The sequence below is a fragment of the Dactylosporangium sp. NPDC050588 genome (genome assembly GCF_040654975.1).
GTDB classification, from domain to species: domain Bacteria; phylum Actinomycetota; class Actinomycetes; order Mycobacteriales; family Micromonosporaceae; genus Dactylosporangium; species Dactylosporangium maewongense.
Map to the genome: position 1 here is coordinate 64075 of NZ_JBFAJA010000023.1, position 19363 is coordinate 83437.

General features: G+C 73.5%; 17 protein-coding genes. 8 read left to right on the forward strand and 9 right to left on the reverse strand.

Annotated elements, in window-relative coordinates:
- Positions 1-22: 22 nt before the first annotated feature.
- Positions 23-952, reverse strand: a complete 930-nt coding sequence (locus AB0I21_RS17920) for an ATP-binding cassette domain-containing protein (RefSeq protein ID WP_360562336.1) — start codon at positions 950-952, stop codon at positions 23-25.
- 87 nt (positions 953-1039) lie between these two features.
- On the opposite strand from AB0I21_RS17920, the gene AB0I21_RS17925 reads away from it, so the two are divergent.
- From AB0I21_RS17925 to AB0I21_RS17935, 3 genes are all read left to right on the forward strand, one after another.
- Positions 1040-1702: a response regulator transcription factor gene (locus AB0I21_RS17925; RefSeq protein WP_360562338.1), complete on the forward strand. Its 663-nt coding sequence runs from the start codon at positions 1040-1042 to the stop codon at positions 1700-1702.
- Entirely contained in the window at positions 1699-3063 is a 1365-nt protein-coding gene (locus AB0I21_RS17930) for a HAMP domain-containing sensor histidine kinase (protein WP_360562340.1), read from the forward strand. The genes AB0I21_RS17925 and AB0I21_RS17930 overlap by 4 nt, the downstream gene beginning before the upstream one ends.
- A 977-nt stretch (positions 3064-4040) precedes the next feature.
- A complete protein-coding gene (locus tag AB0I21_RS17935; protein WP_360562341.1) occupies positions 4041-4208 on the forward strand; it encodes a hypothetical protein in 168 nt (55 codons plus the stop codon).
- A gap of 7 nt (positions 4209-4215) precedes the next feature.
- Here AB0I21_RS17935 and AB0I21_RS17940 read toward each other — a convergent pair whose 3' ends face one another.
- Positions 4216-5004 (reverse strand): endo alpha-1,4 polygalactosaminidase, encoded by a 789-nt coding sequence (locus AB0I21_RS17940; protein WP_360562343.1) that lies wholly within the window; start codon positions 5002-5004, stop codon positions 4216-4218.
- Here AB0I21_RS17940 and AB0I21_RS17945 point away from each other — a divergent pair.
- From AB0I21_RS17945 to AB0I21_RS17955, 3 genes are all read left to right on the forward strand, one after another.
- On the forward strand, positions 5003-5803 hold the full coding sequence (locus tag AB0I21_RS17945; RefSeq protein ID WP_360562345.1) for a serine hydrolase: 801 nt from the start codon (positions 5003-5005) through the stop codon (positions 5801-5803). The two genes, AB0I21_RS17940 and AB0I21_RS17945, sit on opposite strands and share 2 nt — an antisense overlap.
- A 3-nt stretch (positions 5804-5806) precedes the next feature.
- Positions 5807-6199 carry a MerR family transcriptional regulator gene (locus AB0I21_RS17950; RefSeq protein WP_360562347.1) on the forward strand — a complete coding sequence of 131 codons (393 nt, stop codon included), beginning with the start codon at positions 5807-5809 and terminating at the stop codon, positions 6197-6199.
- 502 nt (positions 6200-6701) lie between these two features.
- Complete coding sequence (locus tag AB0I21_RS17955) at positions 6702-7025, forward strand: IS3 family transposase (RefSeq protein ID WP_360562435.1); 324 nt, start codon at positions 6702-6704, stop codon at positions 7023-7025.
- Between the two features lie 53 nt (positions 7026-7078).
- Here AB0I21_RS17955 and AB0I21_RS17960 read toward each other — a convergent pair whose 3' ends face one another.
- Complete coding sequence (locus tag AB0I21_RS17960) at positions 7079-7945, reverse strand: LysR family transcriptional regulator (RefSeq protein WP_360562348.1); 867 nt, start codon at positions 7943-7945, stop codon at positions 7079-7081.
- Between the two features lie 70 nt (positions 7946-8015).
- Between AB0I21_RS17960 and AB0I21_RS17965 the strand changes: the two genes are divergently transcribed.
- The gene (locus tag AB0I21_RS17965) at positions 8016-8738 is read left to right on the forward strand and encodes an SDR family oxidoreductase (protein ID WP_360562350.1); all 723 of its coding nucleotides are present in this window, start codon (positions 8016-8018) and stop codon (positions 8736-8738) included.
- A 30-nt stretch (positions 8739-8768) separates the two neighbouring features.
- On the opposite strand, the gene AB0I21_RS17970 is transcribed toward AB0I21_RS17965, so the two are convergent.
- The 6 genes from AB0I21_RS17970 to AB0I21_RS17995 form a co-directional block, all read right to left on the reverse strand.
- Positions 8769-9749 carry a glycine betaine ABC transporter substrate-binding protein gene (locus AB0I21_RS17970; protein ID WP_360562352.1) on the reverse strand — a complete coding sequence of 327 codons (981 nt, stop codon included), beginning with the start codon at positions 9747-9749 and terminating at the stop codon, positions 8769-8771.
- Positions 9750-10009: 260 nt separating this feature from the next.
- Positions 10010-10327, reverse strand: a complete 318-nt coding sequence (locus AB0I21_RS17975) for a transposase (RefSeq protein WP_360562354.1) — start codon at positions 10325-10327, stop codon at positions 10010-10012.
- Positions 10328-10558: 231 nt separating this feature from the next.
- Positions 10559-11932, reverse strand: coding sequence for an FAD-binding oxidoreductase (locus AB0I21_RS17980; RefSeq protein WP_360562355.1), 1374 nt, complete (start codon positions 11930-11932; stop codon positions 10559-10561).
- A gap of 73 nt (positions 11933-12005) precedes the next feature.
- A complete protein-coding gene (locus tag AB0I21_RS17985) occupies positions 12006-15611 on the reverse strand; it encodes a BTAD domain-containing putative transcriptional regulator (protein WP_360562356.1) in 3606 nt (1201 codons plus the stop codon).
- 97 nt (positions 15612-15708) lie between these two features.
- Positions 15709-16692: a serine hydrolase domain-containing protein gene (locus AB0I21_RS17990; protein WP_360562357.1), complete on the reverse strand. Its 984-nt coding sequence runs from the start codon at positions 16690-16692 to the stop codon at positions 15709-15711.
- A gap of 163 nt (positions 16693-16855) precedes the next feature.
- A complete protein-coding gene (locus AB0I21_RS17995; protein WP_360562359.1) occupies positions 16856-18235 on the reverse strand; it encodes a phthalyl amidase in 1380 nt (459 codons plus the stop codon).
- Between the two features lie 110 nt (positions 18236-18345).
- On the opposite strand from AB0I21_RS17995, the gene AB0I21_RS18000 reads away from it, so the two are divergent.
- Entirely contained in the window at positions 18346-19191 is an 846-nt protein-coding gene (locus tag AB0I21_RS18000; protein ID WP_360562361.1) for an expansin EXLX1 family cellulose-binding protein, read from the forward strand.
- The last annotated feature ends 172 nt before the right edge of the window (positions 19192-19363 follow it).

Consider the following 19363-nt stretch of genomic DNA (forward strand, 5'->3'; position numbering starts at 1 on the left):
TGTACGAGCCGTGCGAACGCGCTCATGCCGCCGCCTCCGACCCGGTCGCGGCCCGGAACTCGACGGCGTCGCGGGTCAGTTCGAGATAGGCCTCCTCGAGGGTCGCCCGGTGCGACGAGATCTCCGCGAACGGCACGCCACGCGTGGTCAGCAGCGTCACGACGGCCTCGGCGGGCAGCCCGGTGACCGTCAGCGTGCCGGCGTCGGTGCGGCTGACGGAGGCGCCTTCTGCTTCCAGTACACCTGCTGCGACATCGATCGAAGAAGCACCTGCGCGCAGGGTGACTCTGCCTGCGGCGGCCGTCTTGAGCAGCGCGGCGATGTTAGTGTCGGCGATCACCCGGCCCCGGCCGACGACCACGACATGGTCAGCGGTGTCCTCGAGCTCGCTCATGAGGTGACTGGAGACGAGGACTGCGCGGCCCTCCGCCGCGAGCCCGCGCAGGTGCTGGCGCATCCACACGATCCCCTCGGGGTCCATGCCGTTGAACGGCTCGTCGAGCATCAGCGCGGGCGGGTCACCGAGCAGCGCGGCGGCGATGCCGAGACGCTGACGCATGCCGAGGGAGAACCCGCCAGCCGCGCGCCGGGCCACGGTCTGCAGGCCGGCCCGCTCGAGGACCTCGTCGACGCGGCGACTCGGCAGCCCTTGTGAATGCGCGATCCACAGGAGGTGATTGCGTGCGGTGCGGCCGGGCTGCAACGCGCCCGCGTCGAGCAGCGAACCGAGGTGGCACAGCGGGCGGGTGAGGCTGCGATAAGGGCGGCCGGCGACGAGCGCGGTGCCGGCGTCGGGCGCGTCGAGGCCGAGGATCACCCGCATCGTGGTGGACTTGCCGGCGCCGTTGGGCCCGACGAAGCCGGTGACCTGGCCAGGCTCGACGGCGAAGCTCATCCCGTCGAGGGCGGTGTGCGACCCGAATCGTTTGCGGAGTCCGCTGACGACAATCATGCGGTCCGTTGTACGTGGCGGCCGGTGACATCACGGTGACAGCGGCTGACACCTCACTGACACCTACGACCTGGCATGGTGGTGGACATGCGGGTGCTGGTGGTTGAAGACTTCGAGGTCCTGGCCAGGACGGTCGGGACGGGGCTGCGCCGTGAGGGCATGGCGGTCGACGTGGTCCTCGACGGCACGGAGGCGCTCGAGCGACTCACCGTCAATCGGTATGACGTCGTCGTCCTCGACCGCGACCTGCCAGGCATCCACGGTGACGAGGTGTGCCGGCGGATCGTCGCGGCCCGCGCCAGCAGCCGCGTGCTGATGCTCACCGCGGCGAGCACCGTCAAGCAGCGCGTGGACGGCCTCGGCCTCGGCGCCGACGACTATCTGCCCAAGCCGTTCGACTTCGACGAGCTGGTGGCCCGCATTCGGGCGCTCGCGCGGCGCCCCGCTGAGGCATTGCCGCTGGTGTACGAGCTGGGCGACCTGACGCTCGACCCATCCCGGCGGGTCGCGTCGAGGGGCGGGCGCCGCCTGGAGCTCAGCCCCAAGGAGTTCGGCGTCCTGGAATGCCTGCTCGCGGCCGACGGCCGGCCCGTCTCCGCTGAGGATCTGCTGGAGCGGGTGTGGGACGAGGCGGCCGACCCGTTCACCACGGTGGTGAAGACGACGATCCGCCGGTTGCGCGGCAAGCTCGGCGCGCCCGAGCTCATCCACACGGTCCGCGAGGCCGGCTACCGAATCGGGGCACCGTGAGCACCCGACGCCGGCGGCGGCGCGGGCTGCAGCTGCGGCTCACGACGCTGTACGCGGTGCCGTTCATCATCGCCGTGACGGCCGGCATCGCGCTGTTCTCCTTCGGGGAGAGCGTGTCCGCTCCCGCCAGCGAGACCGTCGGCGGCGTCCGGATCATTCGCGACCCTCCGACCGACTTCTACGAGGAGCGGATGTTCCGCGTCATCGCCCTCACGGTGCTGATCGCCAGCGTCGTCGCGGTGATCGGCGGTTGGATCACGGCCGGGCGGCTGCTGCGTCCGTTGCGCACCATCATCGCCACGGCGCAGGACATCTCGGCGACGAGCCTGGACCGGCGGCTCGGCAAGACCGGCGACGACGACGAGTTCACGGATCTCGCCGAGACCCTGGACAGCGTCTTCGAGCGGCTGGAGGCGGCGTTCGCGTCGCAGCGGCGGTTCGTGGCCAACGCGTCCCACGAGCTGCGCACGCCGCTGGCCGCGGAGCGGGCGCTGCTGCAGGTCGCGCTCGCCGACCCCGACGCCACCGCCGACACCCTCCGCGAAGCGTGCCGCGAGGTGCTCGCTCTCGGCGCCGCCCAGGAGCGGCTCGTCGACGCCCTGCTGACCCTCGCCAGCGGCGAGCAGGGCATTGAGCAGGCGGAACCGGTCGACCTGGCCGAGATCGCGGCCGCCGCGATCCGCCGCCGGTCGAGCGAGGCGAAGGTCCGCGGCGTCCGCGTCGACGCCACGCTGGGCCCGGCCGTCGGCGCCGGCGACCCACGCCTGGCGGAGAGCCTGGTGGCGAACCTGGTCGACAACGCGGTGCGGCACAACCTCGACGGCGGCTGGATCGAGGTCGTCACGTCCACGGTGCAGGACGCCACCCCGCCGACGACGCAGAGCACGGGCAGCCAGCCGGGTCGTGCCGCGGCTCGGCTGGCAGCGCGGGGTGCCGGCGCTCCGGTCCGGGACGCGCCTGGACCAACGGCAGGGGACGGGGCTCGGGCGGCGCGGGGCGTGGGTCGGCTTCTGCCCTGGGGTGCGCGCTCGCCGGTTCGGGGCGCGGCCCGGGCGACGGCCCGTGGCGCGGCCGGGGCGACGGCGCGTGGCGCGGGTCCGACCGTGCGGGAGGTGGCTCGGCTGACGGTGCGCAACACGGGGCCGGCGGTCCCGGTGGAGGAGATCGGGCGGCTGCTGCAACCGTTTCAGCGACTGGAGGGGCAACGGATCGGCCGGGCTGCGAGCGGGCACGGTCTCGGCCTTGCGATCGTGCAGGCCATCGCGACCGCGCACGGCGCCACGTTATGCGTCGTGCCCCGCCCGGAAGGCGGCCTCGACGTGACCGTCGACTTCCCGCCGCCGGTCGACCGCAGCGCTTAGCTCGACCGGCGCGGGCTGGGGCCGCCAGGTGAGGAGCGCGCGGGCCGGGCCTTTGAGGAGAGTCCGGGCCGGGGCGTGGCGTCGGGATGGCACGGGTTGGCGGGCCCGGTGAGGAGGGTGCGGACTTGGGCGGGCAGTTGATGAGGGCGCGGGCCGGGCGTGGCATCGGGACGGCACGGGCTGAGGCGGTCAGGGGTGAGTGCGGCCGGGTTCGCCTCGGTCGGGACGTTGTGGGCGGGGTGGTGCGGCGAAGTGGGCCCGGCCAGGTACGCCGTGGTCGGGAGGGCGCGGTCGTGCGGCGCGGAGACCTGTGGTGCTGTGTCGGGCTGTCTGCCGTGCATGGCGCCGCAATGCCGGATTCTGGTGTTGCGCAGGGTCGCGGTGCGGGGTCGTGCAGGGAGGTGGCTTCGTCAAGGGCTGTGGTCCGCCACCTCTCGTCAGGCTGGTGGGTTGCCAGTCTGCGGGGAAAGCCGCGCGGGATGGGGGCGGCGATCGAGTGATGTTGCGTCGTGGTGGGCCGCTCGTCATGGGTGCGGCGGTCGTCGCGGAGCGGAGGGCCCGGGAGCCGTCGTGAATGCCGGCGGCTTGCGGACGATCCAGGCGTGCCAGGTGCTGCGGCACGGGCGTCGGGCGGGCCGTCGGACCGGGTTGGTCGCCCGTGGTGGGTGCGGGGTGAGCACGATACCGCAGCAGAATGGCGGGGTGCTGGACGACCAGGTCTTCGAGGCGGTTGCGGCAGGTGAGGACCGGGACCAGATTCCCGGCTGGGAAGTCGTGGACCTCGGGCTGCTCGGGTTGCTTGATGACTTCGAGGCGCCGTCGGCGCGGCGGTGCACGTACGAGCGGGGGTCGTGGAGTCACGTCGCGGCCCGGGGGCAAGGGCTGGTGGAGAAGCTGCCGCCGTTGAAGCCCGCGCCGGCGGCCGTCGTGGACGACGTGGAGCGGGTGGCTGGGGTGGCGCTGCCGGTGGGGCGACCATGGAGCTGTGGCCGCACCACCTCGCGCTCGGCGAATGGCTGTCGGAGTGGGTGCGGCGGCTGTACCCGCCGTGGCGAACCACGGATCCGGTGAGTGGGGAGCCGCGGCTCGCGACGTACGAGGAGAGCGTCGCGATGCTCGGGGAGCAGCACTGGCTCGACGAGTGAGCGCCGGTCAGCAGGCGGCGCGGAAGGCGTCGAGGCGGAGGTTCTTGCGGATCGAGCTGAAGCGGAGGCCGGCCGCGGTCGGGCACAGGGAGGCCTTGTACTCGACGTGGAAGACGGGCTTGCCGGCGGTGATGAACGGGGTGAGCAGGGCGCATTCCTTCCACTGCAGGCACGATTCGTTGACGGCGAAGTCGAAGGACGGTTGCAGCTTGGTGATCTGGTCGAGGTCGTTCTTCAGGCCGACGGCCAGGCCGAGGGAGTGGGCGAGGTCGGCGACGCGGCGGTTGAACAGGAGCTGGTCGGCGGCGGTGAGGGGGAAGCCGGTGGGGTTGGCGTAGCCGTCCATGTTGTCGGGGTCGACGGCGTCGAAGCCCTTCGCCTTGCAGGTCGCGAAGCGGTCGGCGAGGATCGGGCGCAGCGTGTCCCACTGGCGGATGTCGAGCCACCGTTCGCCCGCCCAGCCGTCGAGGGCCTTGCTGCGCACGGCGGCCGGGAAGCGGGCGGCGTCGGCGCGCCAGTCCTCCCAGGAGCCGGCGTCGACGTAGCAGAGCACCTTCCGGCCGGCCGCGTGCAGCTGGGTGACCTGGGCCTTCGTGGAGTCGGCGCCGTCGATGTCGTACACGTCGGCGGCGACGGACGTGTCGAGCCTTCCGGTGAACTGCATCTGCCAGGTGGCGCCGACCGTCGGTTTCCACCAGGTCGCGGGGGAGGTCGCGGCGGATGCCGGTACCGTGGAGCAAACGACGGCGAAGATGGCTGTGACGGCCAGGAATACAGCGCGGGGGGTGTGTCGCATGCCTCGCCATCGGCCGGGCGTCGGGTGGCCTGATCTGACGGTCCGGCGGAATGCGCCGACCGGCCGGGGGACAGACAGCCCCATCTCGTGGTCGGTATGTGTTCGTGACAGCGGCGGCCAGGTGGTGTACGACCACCGCCCCGACACCGTGCTCTCCACAGCGAGTGTCGGCAAGCTGCTGCTGCTGATCGAGGTCGCCCGCGCGCTCCCGCTGGACCTGCCGTGTGACCGGCGGGACGTCGAGCCGGTGGCGGACTCCGGGTTGTGGCAGCACCTGCGCACCGACGTGCTGCCCGCGCACGACCTGGCGGTGCTGGTCGCGTCGGTGAGCGACAACCTCGCGACCAACGTGCTGCTGCACCACGTCGGGCTGGAGCGGGTCACTGCCCTCGGTCACGAGCTGGGGCTGGCGTCGACGGCGCTGCACGACATGGTCCGCGACGTGCGGACGGCCGCGCATCCGCCGCGGCTGTCGTCGGGCACCGCCGCCGAGCTGTCGCTGCTGTTGCACCGGCTGCCGGGGATCGAGGGCGGCGAGCGGGTCCTGGACTGGATGCGCACGTCGGCGGATCTGTCGATGGTCGCGTCGGCGTTCGCGCTCGACCCGTTGTCGCACGACGGCCTGGTCCTGCGCAACAAGACCGGCACCGACGAAGGCGTCCGGGCGGACGTCGGTGTCGTGAACGGGTGCGCGTACGCGGTGCTGGCCAACTGGCCGCCGGACGAGGCAACGGTCGGTGAGGTGCTCGCGACCATGCGTGAGCTGGGCGATGGGATTCGTGCGTTCGTGGGAAACTGAAGCATGCCGTACTCGCCACGGGAGACCGTTCAGAAGACCGGGTTCAGCCTCGACACGCTGCGCTACTACGAGCGGATCGGCCTTCTTGACGGCATCGACCGCACCGCCGGCGGGCAGCGCATGTTCACCGACGACGACCTCGCGTGGCTGGAGGTCCTGCGCTGCCTGCGGGACACAGGCATGCCGATCGCGCGGATGCGTCGGTATGCAGAGCTGGCCCGCGACGGTGACAGCACCTTCGCCGAACGCGCCGAGCTGCTGGAGGAGCACGACCGGGACATCGAGCGGAAGATCGCCGACCTGCGGGACGAGCAGTCGAGGATCAAGGAGAAGATCGGCTGGTACCGCACTGAGCTCGCCCGCTTAGCCCCCGCCGACGCCCAGGCCCCCGCGTGACGGAGAGGTCCACGCCCGCGCCGCCGCTGCCCTGATCACGGCACCGGCGGTGCCCGGACGTGAGCCCCTTGGGACGCGTGACCGCGCGGGCGGGCATCGAGCGATAGTGGGCCTGCCCCGTTTGGCGGACACCTGAGATCAGGAGCCTGTGGGCGCCGGGAGGATGTCCAGCATCATGGAGAGCATGGGCAAGCAGCGACCTCGGCCTTGTCGTGCGTTCAAGGCTGAGATCGTGGAGTTGTGTCAGCGTGGGGCTCGTTCGATCGCGCAGGTGTGCCGGACTTCGATCTGACCGAGACCGCGGTGCGGGGCGGGGTGAAGCAGGCCGAGATTGACAGCCCGCGGGTGCGGATCCCGCCGCTGGTCCGGCTTCTGGTGGGTTGACGTCGAATGCGCGGGCCGAGCTGGCCCGGCTGCGGCGGGAGAACCGCCGGCTGCGGGAGGATGTGGACATTCTGAAGCGGGCGACGGCTTTCTTCGCCTTCAGAGAGACCCGGTGAACGTGTACCCGTTCATCGAGGCGGAGCAGGCCGGCAAGCACAACGTCAAACGGGCGTGCAAGCTGCTGCAGGTCTCCCGGTCCGCCTACTACCGCCGCCCTCACCGGTCCGACCCGGTCCGCACCGATGCGGATCTGACCGCCCGGATCATCGCGATCCACGACACTTCGAGGGGCACCTACGGCGCGCCACGCGTCCACGCCGAACTCGCCGAGGGCGGACACCGGCACGGCCGTACACGCATCGCCCCAAGCGCGCGGGTCGGTGTGGATCTGGGGTGTGGTCGGGGATCAGCCGGTGCTCGTGGGGGCGCTGCATCGGTCTGAAGCAGACGGGTGACGCTGGTCGGTCCGGGAGCTCTAGGAGGATGGCGACGCGGTCAGGCTGGAGTTGTGAGCGCTGTGGGGGTGCTGAGGTCCATGGCGCAGCGGATCAGGGTGGCCAGGGCGGGTGAGCGGCTGTGCGGGGGCCAGGCGATCACCGTGGTCACCGTGGGGGCGTCCAGGACGGGGACGGCGACCAGGTCGGGGCGTAGCTGGGAGCGGCACGAGGACGGCAGGGTGGCGATGACCATGCCGAGGGCGATCAGCTGGTAGAGCTGCGTGCTGTCGCGGACCAGCGGGCCGGGGCCGGGTGAGGCGGGCGAGCCGGGCGAGCCGGGCCAGGTGGGGAACGGCTCGCCGGCCAGGTCGGCGGTCAGCAGGTGGGTGTGGCCGGCGAGGCGGTGGCCGGCGGGTAGGACCGCGACCTGGCCCTCGGTGTGCAGCTCCTCGACGTCGAGGCCGGTCACGTCGTCGAAGGGCAGGTGCAGCAGGGCCACGTCGGCGCGGCCGTCGCGGAGCAGGCGTTCCTGTTCGCCGATGCCGCACAGGAGCACCTCGATGGTGACGGCGGCGGGGGCGGTTGCGGTGTACGCCGAGAGCAGCGCGGGCAGGAGGTCGCCGGCCGCGCCTGACTTCGTGGCGAGCACGAGCTTGGCGGCGGGGTGGCCGGCGCGGCGGGTGCGGCGGTCGGCGGCGGCGACCGCGTCCAGGGCGGCGCGGCCCTCGCGGAGCAGGACCTCGCCCGCCGCGGTGAGCGCGACCGAGCGGCTGGTGCGCTCCAGGAGGGTGACGCCGAGGCGGCGCTCCAGCTGGCGGATGGCCCGCGACAGCGGCGGCTGGGCGATGCCGAGGCGTGCGGCGGCCCGGCCGAAGTGCAGCTCCTCGGCGACCGCGACGAAGTACGCCAGCTCGCGCGTTTCCATACCGCTACGGTATCGGTCCTGACCCAGACGGTGTTGGCGGCCGGGGCGGGGGCCGACCAGCATCGTGGGTATGACCACAGCAGCAACCGTCGCGCTGGTGACCGGCGCGAACAAGGGGATCGGGTACGAGATCGCGGCACGGCTCGGGGCGCTCGGGTGGCGTGTCGGAGTCGGGGCCCGCGACGCGGGGCGGCGCGAGGAGGCGGTGGAGAAACTGCGTGCGGGCGGCGCGGACGCGTTCGGGGTCGCGCTCGACGTGACCGACCAGGCGAGCGTCGACGCGGCCGCGGCGGGACTGGACCAGCTCGACGTGCTCGTCAACAACGCCGGGATCATCGGCGGCACGCCGCAGGTGCCGAGCACCGTCGACCTGGCCGTCGTGCAGGCCGCCGTGGACACCAACGTGTACGGGGTGATCCGCGTGACCAACGCGATGCTCCCGCTGCTGCGCCGGTCCCCGCGGCCGCGGATCGTGAACATGTCGAGCTCCGTCGGCTCGTTCGCGGAGCAGACCGACCCGCAGGGGCCGCTGAGCGGGATGCCGGCGTCGGTGGCGTACGCGCCGTCGAAGGCCTTCCTGAACGCCGTCACCGTCCAGTACGCCAAAGAACTGCGCGACACGGCGATCCTGGTCAACGCAGGCTGCCCCGGCTACTGCGCCACCGACCTGAACCACCACAGCGGCTTCCGGACCCCGGAGCAGGGCGCGGCGATCGCGGTGCACCTCGCGACCCTGCCCGACGACGGCCCGTCCGGCGGCTTCTTCGACGACGAGGGCCCGGTCCGCTGGTAGGAGGCTGGTAGAGGGCTGGTAGGGGCGACGCTACGCGAACGCCGGGTCGCTGCTGGAGATCAGGGCGAGTGAGACCGTGCCTCCCGTGAGCGCGGCGCGGGCGGCGGGGCCGCGGTCCGGCAGCTCGGTGCAGGCGCCGGCGCGCAGCGCGTACACGTCGGCGAGCGACTGCCGGCACGGGTAGCCGGCCGGGCACTCGGCGGGTCCACCGAGGACGGTCGCGGTGCCCGAGCAGGCGCGTGCGAACTCGTCGAGGCTCGTCACGTGGTACTTGTCGGCGAACGCCTTCGACACGGCGAACACGTCCTGCGCCGCGGCCGGCGACGCGAGGCCGAAGGACAGGCCGAGCTCGCCGCCGCGGTACGCGAGCGACTGGGCAACGAATTCGGGCGCTGCGAAGCGGTTCGGCTCGCCGCGGGCCCGGTCGTTGAGGAACGCGGCGTAGCTGCCGGTGTACTCGGGCGCCAGGGTGACGCTCCCGGACGTCAGCGCCGCGTGCAGGGCGGCGTGGTCGGCCAGCGTGCTCACCGTGGTCCGGTAGCCGGCGGCCTCGAGCGAGATCCGGTACAGGTGCGCGACGACCTGCTGCTCCGGCAGGCCGGTCGTGCCGATCGTCAGGCCGTACGTGATCCGCAGGTCCACCTTCTTCGTGAGCCTGTTCGCGGCCGCGAACTCCTGCGCGACGTCGGCGGGTGCGGCGTGATCGGCCTCGATGCGCCGGTTGAGGCCGGCCAGCTCGCGGGTGTCGAGGGCGGTGGACACAAGGTCGAGCTGCTGCACCACCGCGGCCACGACGCCGTCGCGCCGTATGACCGGCAGGATGTTGTCGGCGCGGGCGACCCGCTTGTCGTCGGACAGCGCGACGAGCCCCGCACCGGCGACCGGCGCGCAGCCCGCGGCCGTGGCCCCGCGCGCCTCGGAGCCGTCCTTCCGGCCGTTCCGTGTCACGGCGTACGCGACGCCGGCCGCGACTATCAGCGCGACGACGCCGGCCGCCAGCACCGCCCGCATCCGTCTACGTGGGATCGCTGCCTCTGGTGGCGTTTTCGGCAGATGTACGACTGGCGCCACGCCCTCGCCCGCACCGGGCGGGACGGAGAGGCCGTCCGCCGCCCCGGGAACGTCAAGCGCCAGAGCAGAGGAGACCTGACTCGGGGCGGTTGCGGCGGCGACCTGACTCGGAAGGGGCACGGAGGAGGTCTGGGTCGGGAGGGGCGCGGCGGCGACCTGGCTCGGGAGGGGGCACAGAGGAGGTCTGGCTCGGGTCAGGGTCAGGGGCAGGGGCTGGGGAGACCTGGCTCGGGACCGGGTCGGTGTGTCCGGCCGCGACCGACCAGGTCGATCCCGCGCCGGCGCAGGTACCGGGCCAGGCCGGCGCCGTAGACGCCGGTGCCCTCGACGCCGACCAGGACGAGCCGGCCGAACCCGGTCAGCCAGGCCGGCAGCGCCGCGTATCCGGCGGTGGTGGCGGGAAACTGTGCCGTGGCGAGGGTCCGTCCCGCGCTGTCGAGCGCGGCGGCGGTGTGGGTGTCCTGGTGCGTGTCGACACCGCCGGTGACCTCGACCTGCGGCCGTGCCATCGTGGACATGGACCGTCGTGCTCCATTCGACCGGGTGAGGGCGGCACGCACCAGCCGGGCGAGATGGACAAGACTGTGATGGGTGCCTGCTGACACAGGCTCCTATGAGGTCACACCGCCGCGTCCGGTGAGTGCAGGTGAGTCCCACGCCGGCACAGTCGACAGATCCCGTTCAGGACCCGAAGTCAGTCAGTGCAAGGGTCAGATCGACCGGCGTGGGACCCACCTACATCCTCACTGTCAGGGCAGGAGGGCCTGGTTGGTGGAGAAGACGTTGGTCGGGTCGTAGGAGCGCTTGATGCGCAGCAGGCGGTCGCGGTCCGGGGCGGGCCAGTTGGACTGGAGGGCCTCGGGGCCGGCGCCGCCGGAGAAGTTCATGAAGCCGCCCGGCACGGTGGCGTCCGCGGCCGAGGCCAGGACCGCGGCGGTGACGGCGTCGACGGCCGGCACCAGCTCCGGGACGCCCAGGCCGATGACGAAGAGCGAGAAGGCGGCGTCGCGGCCGGGGATCGCGTTCGGCACGGCCGGCGGGCGGGCGAGGGCGCCGCCGAGGTGGCGGAGCTCGACCGCGATGAGCGGGACGTCGACCTGCGGGCCGGCGGTGGCGAGCAGGCCCTCGACGGTGGCCGCGGTCAGGTCGCCGAGGAGGGCGCCGCCCTCGCGGGTGGGCGTGGGGTCGACCGGGTCCTGGTGGATGGAGTCGACGGCCTGGTAGGGCATCTCGCCGACGCCGCCGAGCAGGACCGGGGCGGCGGCGAGCATGGGAGCGAGCAGCTCCGACGCCGTGTCGGTGTCGCCGAGGTACGCCACCCGCAGGTGCACCACGAACGCCCCGCGCAGCGGCTCGGGCAGCTGCGGCAGCGGAGGCAGGCGGAGCATCGCGAGGGACGTGTTCATCCGCTCGGGTAGGGTCGGCGCCCACGCGCGGTAGGCGTGCAGGACCTCGGCGGCGTGGGTGGCCGGGAAGTAGAAGCCGCCGCCGGTCAGCGACGGCACGTCGAAGAGGTCGAACTCGATGGCGGTGACGATGCCGAAGTTGCCCTTGCCGCCGCGGACGGCCCAGAAGAGGTCGCTCTCGTGGGCGGCGTCGACGGTGCGGACGACGCCGTCAGCGGTGACGATCTCGACGGAGCGGACGTGGTCGGCGGCGAAGCCGAAGGTGCGGCCGAGGGGGCCGAGGCCGCCGCCGAGCGTGTAGCCGACCACGCCGACCTGCGACGAGGATCCGTTCAGCGGGGCGAGGCCGTGCGGTGCGGCCGCCTCGATGACCTGTGACCAGCGGACCCCGGCCGCGGCACGGGCGCGCTTGCCGGCGACGTCGACGGACAGGGACTGCATGCGGCTGGTGGTGATCAGGACGCAGTCGACGGCGGGGCGGACGGCGCCGTGGCCGGTGGCCTGGACGGCGACGGGCAGGCCGTGACGGCCGGCCCACCTGACCGCCGCGGCGACGTCGGCCATGCTGGTGGCGCCGACGGCGACGGCGGGTCGGTGCGGGTTCGCCACGTTCCAGGCGAAGATCTCCTCCGCGAAGCCGTCGTCGGAGGGAAGGAGCACGGGGCCGTTGACGGCGGCGGCGAGGTCGGCGAAGGACAGGTCGGTCGATGCGGTCATCAGAGGTTCCTCAAGGTCGGGGCGCGCACGGCAGCGCCACGGACCACGGTGCACGACGGCGCTTGGCTGCCGGTTAATCGCCACTTAAACGCGCGACTTGAGCAATACTTGCGGCCTCAAGATGCGCGGCGCCGAGCCGGCGGTGCGCTTCCAGGGCCAGGTTGGCGTGCTCGACCCCAGCGTCCGGGAGGCCGAGCCGGTGCGCGAGCGCGGCGAGGGCGTAGTGCATCGAGCCCCACGTGGCGCAGCCCGTCCCGACCGTGGCCCACTGGTCGGCGAAGGGGAGGATCTCCTCGTACAACTCGGCACACTGCGGCAGGTCGAGCCGCGCCGCCACGAGCGCGTGCTGGAACGCCACGAGGTTCCAGCACCACAGCATCTCCCGGCGCGTGCCCCACCGGTCGACGAGCCGCCGGGCGAGGTCCTCGTCGCCGGACTCGCAGGCAGCCAGGACCGCGGTCGGGCGCAGCAGCTCCAGGTGCGGCTCGTCGGCGCGGCGGACCAGCTCATCGAGCAGCTCACCGGGCCTGCCCTGAAAGCGCCGGCTGGTGTACAGCATGGCCAGCCGGATCCAGTGGGTGCCCCACAGGCTGGTGTGCGCCTGCAGGGCGAACGCCTCGCCGACCAGCCGCTCGCCGTCGTCCCAGCGGCCGTCGAGCATCGCCCGGCCGGCCCGCGCGTAGCGGACCTGCGCGGCGAGGACCCCGGTGCGCAGCTGGTCGCCGAGGTGGACGGCGCGGGCCAGGTCGGTCTCGAAGGTGGCGAGGTCACCGGCGGTCACGGCGCTCATCATGCGGTGCAGCCGGCCGGTGAGCTCCACGGTGCGCGGCAGCCCGTCGATGGCGAGCAGCTCGTCGACGGCGGCCCGGCGCAGCCGCTCGGCCTGCGGGACCAGGGCGACGTTCCAGAGGTTGTCGAGGGTGCGGGCGCGCAGCTCCGCGTCGCCGGTGCGCCTGGCGATCGCCACGGCCTCCGCGGCGTGCGCCTCCCCGGCCGGCCGGTCCTCGCTGTGGTACAGCTCGACCGCCAGGGTGCCGAGGAGGACGGCCCGGCGGCGGGGGTCGGTGTCGCCGAGGCGGGCGAGCTGGTCGCGGAGGATGCCGATCATCCGCTCGTCGACGACCAGGTAGGGCCGCCACGTCCACAGCGTGACCCCGCCGAAGAGCGTGGCCGCGTCCATCGTGAGGTCGTCGTCGCCGAGCTGCCGGGCGAGGGTGAGCGCCTCGTCGAGGACGGCGCGGGTGCCGGCGAGGTCCCCGCCCGCGCGACGCGCGACGCCCAGCTGGACGAGCAGCCGGCACCGGTCGGCGGCCGCGCCCGGGCGGGTCGGGTCCAGCGCGCCGAGGGCCGACTCCAGGTAGGCGGCGGCCTCGTCGTACGCCAGCTGCGCCATCGACAGGTCGGCGGCCCGCCGCGCGTAGCCGACCGCCCGCTCCGCGCCGCCGAGCCGCGCCGCCATGGTGAAGTGGTGCACGAGCCGGCCGAGCAGCGCGGGGTCGTCGGGCTGGTCGAACGCCTCGAGGGCCTCGCCGACCCGCAGGTGCAGCCGGGAGCGTTGCAGGCGGGTGAGCGCGCCGTAGAGGGTGTCGCGGACGATCGCGTGCGAGAAGCGGTAGTCCCAGGTGCCGGGCACCTCGGTGAGCAGCCCGGCGACCACCGCGGGCTCCAGGGCGCCCATCACCTGTTCGTTCTCGGCGTCGGTGCTGGCCTCCAGCAGGACCAGCTCGACGTCGCGCCCGATGACCGCCGCCGTGCGCAGCATCGCCTGGGTCGCCTCCGGCAGCCGTGACACGCGCCGGCCGACGACGTCCCGGACCCCTTCGGGCACGTCGAGGTCGGCGACGGCCTGCGCGGTGCCCCAGCCGCCGGGGTGCTCGCTGGTGAGCAGCCGCAGCAGCTCCTTCAGGTAGAACGGGTTGCCGCCGGTGCGCTCCAGCAGCGCCAGGACGACGTCGCCGGGCGCGTCGTCTTGGAGGTACGCGGCGACGTCTCCCGCCGTGAACGAGCCGAGCCGGATCCGGTCGGCGCCGCGCTCGTTCGCCAGCAGCGCGAGGGTCTCCCGCAGTGCGGGGTCGCCGTCGGCGACGTCCGGGCGCATCGTGCCCAGCAGCAGGATCGGCCGCCGGTGCAGGGCGGGCGCCAGGTGCGCGAGCAGCTGCAGCGACGACGCGTCGGCGACGTGCAGGTCGTCGACGACGAGCAGCAGCGGCTGCCCGGCGGCGCACTCCGACAGCGTCTCGGCGACCGCCTCGTGCAGGTGGAACAGGGCGGTGCCGGGCTCCTCGGCCCGCCACCCGCTCTCGCCGCGCCCGGCGAGCACGTCGAGCAGGTGCCGCCGGCCGTCGGTGTCGGGCAGCGCCCGCAGGATCTGCGCCCACGGCCAGAACGCGGGGGTCGCGCTCGCCTCGACGCACCGGCTCCACGCGACCCGCAGCCCGTGCCCTTCGGCGAGGGCGGCGGCCCGCTCGGCGAGCAGCGTCTTGCCGAGCCCGGCCTCACCGACGACGAGGACGACGCCGCCCTGGCCCGCGGCCGCCTGGGCGAGCCGCTCGTCGAGGTGCCGCTCCTCCCGCGCCCGGCCGACGAGCACCGTCCCCGGTGGGCGCTCGGCCACCTGCGCGACGCTGCCGGCCAGCACCGCGGAACTGGCGCTGCCGGACAAGGCCGCGGTGCCGGACAAGGCCGCGGGGCCGGACAAGGCCGCAGGACCGGGGGTGCCGAACGAAGGCGCGAGGCCGGGGGTGCCGGACGAGGCCGCGGGACCGGACAAGGCCGCGGGGCCGGGGGTGCCGAACGACGGCGCGGGGCCGGGAGTGCCGGACGAGGCCGCGGGGCTCGGGTTGCCGGAGGAGAGCGCGGGGCCGGGGGTGCCAGGGGAGGCCGTGATGGAAGGTCCGTGCGCGGGTGTCAGTGCCGGATCGTGGCGGAGGATGGCCGCCTCCAGGTCGCGCAGGTGCGGGCCGGGCGGCAGGCCGAGCTCCTCGTCGAGGACCGCCCTCGCCCGCCGGAACGCGGCGAGCGCGTCGGCCTGGCGGCCGTCGCGGTACAGGGCGAGCATCAGCTGACCCCAGGACCGTTCGCGGAACGGGTGCCGGTCCAGCAGCGCCACGGCCGCCGCGGCCGCCGCCGCGTGCCGCCCGGTGGCGAGGTGGACGTCGACGAGGTCCTCGACGACGCCGTCGTGCACCTCGCCGAGCTGCGCGGCGACCGCGGCGGCGAACTCCTCGCCGGCGAAGTCGGCCAGCGGCCCGCCCCGCCACTCCCGCAGGGCCGCGGTAAGCAGGGACTCGGCCGCGGCGTACGCGCCGGCCGCGAGCCGCGCCCGGCCGTCCTCGGCGCCGCGGGTGAAGCGGGCGGCGTCGACCTGGCCGGCGTCGATCGCGAGGAGGTACCCGGGATCCCGGGTCACCAGCACCGACGGCGGCGTCCGCGGCGGGCGGTCCGGCTCGAGGACGCGCCGCAGCTGCGAGATGTACACCTGCAGCGTGCTGGTCGCGCTCGACGGCGCCTCGCCGGTCCACAGCCCGTTGATGATCCGGTCGAGCGACACGACCCGGCCGGGGTCGAGCAGCAGCAGCGCGAGGACGGCCCGCTGCTTGCGCGCGCCGAGGTCCAGTGGCGCGCCGCCGGGCGGCTGGACCTCCAGCGGGCCCAGGATCCGGAAGTCGAGCCGCGTCACGGTCGCCACGCTATCCGCCGGCGGGCGCCCTGGGGCCGACCCGTCGGATCTTGGACTCAGTGCCCGCCGCGGCGCCGTCGGCGGGCGGCGCGGCCGCTCAGCCTCCGGCCAGCAGCTCGGCCAGGCGCCGGGCGACGGGCCATGCGCCGTCGGACGTGTTCGACACGACGGTCCACGTCAGTGCGGTGTCCGGGTCGTGGACACTGCGGAACGAGACACCCGCGTCATAGCCTTCGAGGGCGACCGCCTTGCCGGTCCCGTGCAGCCAGAAGCCGAGCCCGTAGCGCCGGGGGCCCTCCGTCGCGTCGCTGCGCGGCCGGAGCATCTCCCGCACCCGTGCCATGGGCACGATCCGCCCCGCGAAGAGCGCCGTCCAGAACGCGCCGAAGTCCGCGACCGTCGAGTACGCGCCGCCGTCGCCGCTGCCGCGGACCGGCAGGTGGAACACGTTGGTCCGGTCGGAGCCCGACGCGTGCAGGTAGCCTCGCGCCGCCCCGGCGGGCAGCTCGTCGGAGCGCGGGAACCCGGTGCCGGTCATCCCCGCCGGCTCGCACACCCGCCGCGCGACGAGGTCGTGAAACGGCAGCCCGGCGGCGCGGGAGGCGATGAGGGCGAGCACGACGTAGCCGCTGTTGCAGTACGCGAACCGCTCGCCGGCCGGAAACTTCGCCGGATGGCCGCCGAGGACCTTCAGGTAGTCCTCGGTGTCCGCCAGCTCGTGCACCGGCACCGGCAGCACGAAGTCGGTGATGTCGACGGCGGCGTCCTCGTCGAAGTAGTCGCCGATCCCGGACCGGTGCGCCAGCAGGTGCTCGACGGTGACGTCCGCGCCGATGAGCGGCAGGTCGGCGCCGAGCAGCTCCCGCGCCGGTGTGTCCATCGCGAGCGTCTTGTCCTCGACGAGGCTCATCACGACGAGGGCCGTCAGCCCCTTGGTGGCCGACGCGACGCCGAACCTGGTCCCGACCGTGTTGGGCACGTCCGCCGCGCGGTCGGCGAGACCGTACGCCGCGGCGAACTCCGTCACGCCGGCACGGTCGACACGGACCGCGCCGGAGAAGCCGGCGATGTCGCCGAGCATGGGCAGCTCCCGAGATCTTCGGTGGTGACGGCGCGCTTTTTGAGAGAAGTAACCGTCACCGGCGCACCGGAAGTCGCTGCGGCCACCGTACCGGGGACCGCGGCGACCTCGCCCCTCATTTTCAGGCGGGGCAGGCGGCACTTCAGGCGAGGCAGGCGGCAGTTCAGGCGGGGCAGGCGGCCCCGAAGGTCGGGCGCTGCGTCAGCGTGAACCGGCAGCCGAAGTCGTCCGCGGCCACGGCCCGGCGGTCCAGGATCGCGTCGCCGGCCGGCCGGTGCCCGGTCCTGACCCACGAGACCAGGTCGTCGAAGCCCTGCGCGAGCTCCGGCACGGTGAACTCGCAGTGCCCGAGCGCCCGCACCGCGCGGGACACGAACAGCTTCCCGCGGCCCTGCAGGGCGGCGCGGCGCGCGTACTCCTGCTCCATCGACAGCGGCACGAACAGGTCGCCGATCGTGTGCATCGACAGCACCGGCACCCGCGGGCGCCCGTCGACGCGCGGCACCCCGGACAGGTCCCGCGACGGCCGGTCGGTGCGGTCGACCCGCAGGACGTCGCGGTTGACCCGCAGCTCGTCACGGTTGAGCCACGGGCTGTCGTCGCTCTGGTACAGCGTGAACCGGTTCGACGTGAGGTTACCCTCGGCGATGCCGGCGGTGCCGCCGGACAGCCCCGGGTAGACCCCGAACAGGAACGGCACAGTGGTCAGCGGCGGGATCCCGGGCAGCGCGCTCCAGTAGGCGATCGCGTTGTCGAAGCCCGGCCGCGTGCCGCCGCTGCGCTGCTCGACGAAGTCGCCCCACGTGCGGCCCAGCGCGGTCAGTCCCGCCCCCTGGCCGAGCAGCGGCACCTGCCGGGCGACCTGCTGGCGGTACACCTCCTGGAACGACGGATCGACGGGCGCCTTCGGGAACGTGATGGCGGTGCCGGTCAGCGCCGCCGCGGTCACGTTGGCGTCGAGGAAGTAGTCGAACAGCTCCGCGTCGCCGAGGACGCCGCAGACGGGCATCGCGCCGACGAACGCCTGCGGGTGCTCCTCGATGGCCACCGCCGTGACGTGCCCGCCCATCGACGCGCCGGTCATGTAGACGGACCTGGCGCGCAGCCCGGTGCGCTCCTTGAAGCGGTCGATCAGGGTGTACGAGTCGCGCACGCCCTGCCCGACGTCGTAGCCGTTGGTCGCGTAGCTGGACGCGGCCCAGGCGAAGCCGCGCGACAGGTAGTGCGCGCGCAGCGACGGACTGTCGACGAACACGGTCGTGCCGAGCCCGCGGTACCCGTGCGCGTACAGCACCAGCTCGCCGTTCCAGTCGGCGGGCTTCTCGATGCGGTACGCCGCACCGTCGGTGATCCCGGTCCACACGCTCGACCCGTTGACCGGCACGAACGGTGTGCCGTTCACGTCGCAGTCCGGATCCGCGACCGTGTAGCCGGGCTGCGTGGTGCTCACGACCGGCGGGCCGCAGACCGGCGGGTCCGCGGCGGCGGACGCCGGGACGGCGAGAATGCCCGCGACAAGGACCAACGACGCTACGCTGCGCATCCACACATGAGACGCCCGTCGATGCCTTGCTGTCAACGACTGTGTGCACTCATCGTGCTTGTTGTCGTCGATTTCGGGTTTCGCGGTCTGCCTTCTAGACTCCCGGACCCATGGAGCGCCGTCACCTGCGTTGGATCATCCCTGCTGCGGGCGGCGTGCTCGCCGTCGTCGTGTCGCTCGTGCTCGTCCTGCAGGACACCGGCGAGGCGGCCTGCGCCGCGGTCCCTGCCGCGCCGATCCAGGCACCTGTGGTGGAGAACGTGCGCTCCGGCAGCGCCTCGTACTACAGCACCAACCGCAACGGCATGTGCAACCTCGGCGCCCCCTCCACCGACGCCTACGCCGCGATCGGCCCCGCCGAGTGGGCCGGTGGCGCGGCGTGCGGCTCCTACCTCGCCGTGACCGGCCCCAACGGCCAGACCACCAACGTGCAGGTCGTCGACCAGTGCCCGTCCTGCCCCGCCGGCAAGATCGACCTGAGCAAGGGCGCCTTCTCCCGCATCGGCTCCGTCAGCGCCGGCATCATCCAGATCACCTACGGCACCGTCCGCGACCCCGACCTCCCCGGCCCCCTGAAGGTCCGCGCCAAGGGCGGCACCGGCTACTCGTCCCTCTCGGTCGTCCTGGACAACCACGGCAACCGGCTGTCCACTGTGGAGCTCCAGACGGCCGCCGGCTGGACGCCGCTGAAGCACAACACCGACAACACGTGGACCGGCCCGTCGGGCCTGACCGGCCCGGTCACCCTGCGCGTCACGGACGCCTCCGGCCACCAGGTCACGCTGCCGGGGATCGCCCTGGGCTCATCGGCGTTCCAGCAGACGCCCACCCTCATGTACAGCCCGGCCCCACCCTCTCCGTCCCCGTCGCCGTCGCCCTCCCCGTCGGAGTCTCCGTCGGCCGCCGCCACCACCCCGGTCGCCGCCGCGGCCAGCACCGCCCCGCCCACCTGCTGAACGAGAGCGCACGCTGGTGGCGAAGGGGGAAGCAGCAAACGGCGGGAGGGTGCCGCGATTGCTTCGGCTGCTGCCGCCAACTTCCGGACCCAGCGCAGCATGACTACTTCTGATGAACGGTCATGGATGCCGCGGACAGCACCCGGCGCTCGGCGCGGGCGAATGAGACTGC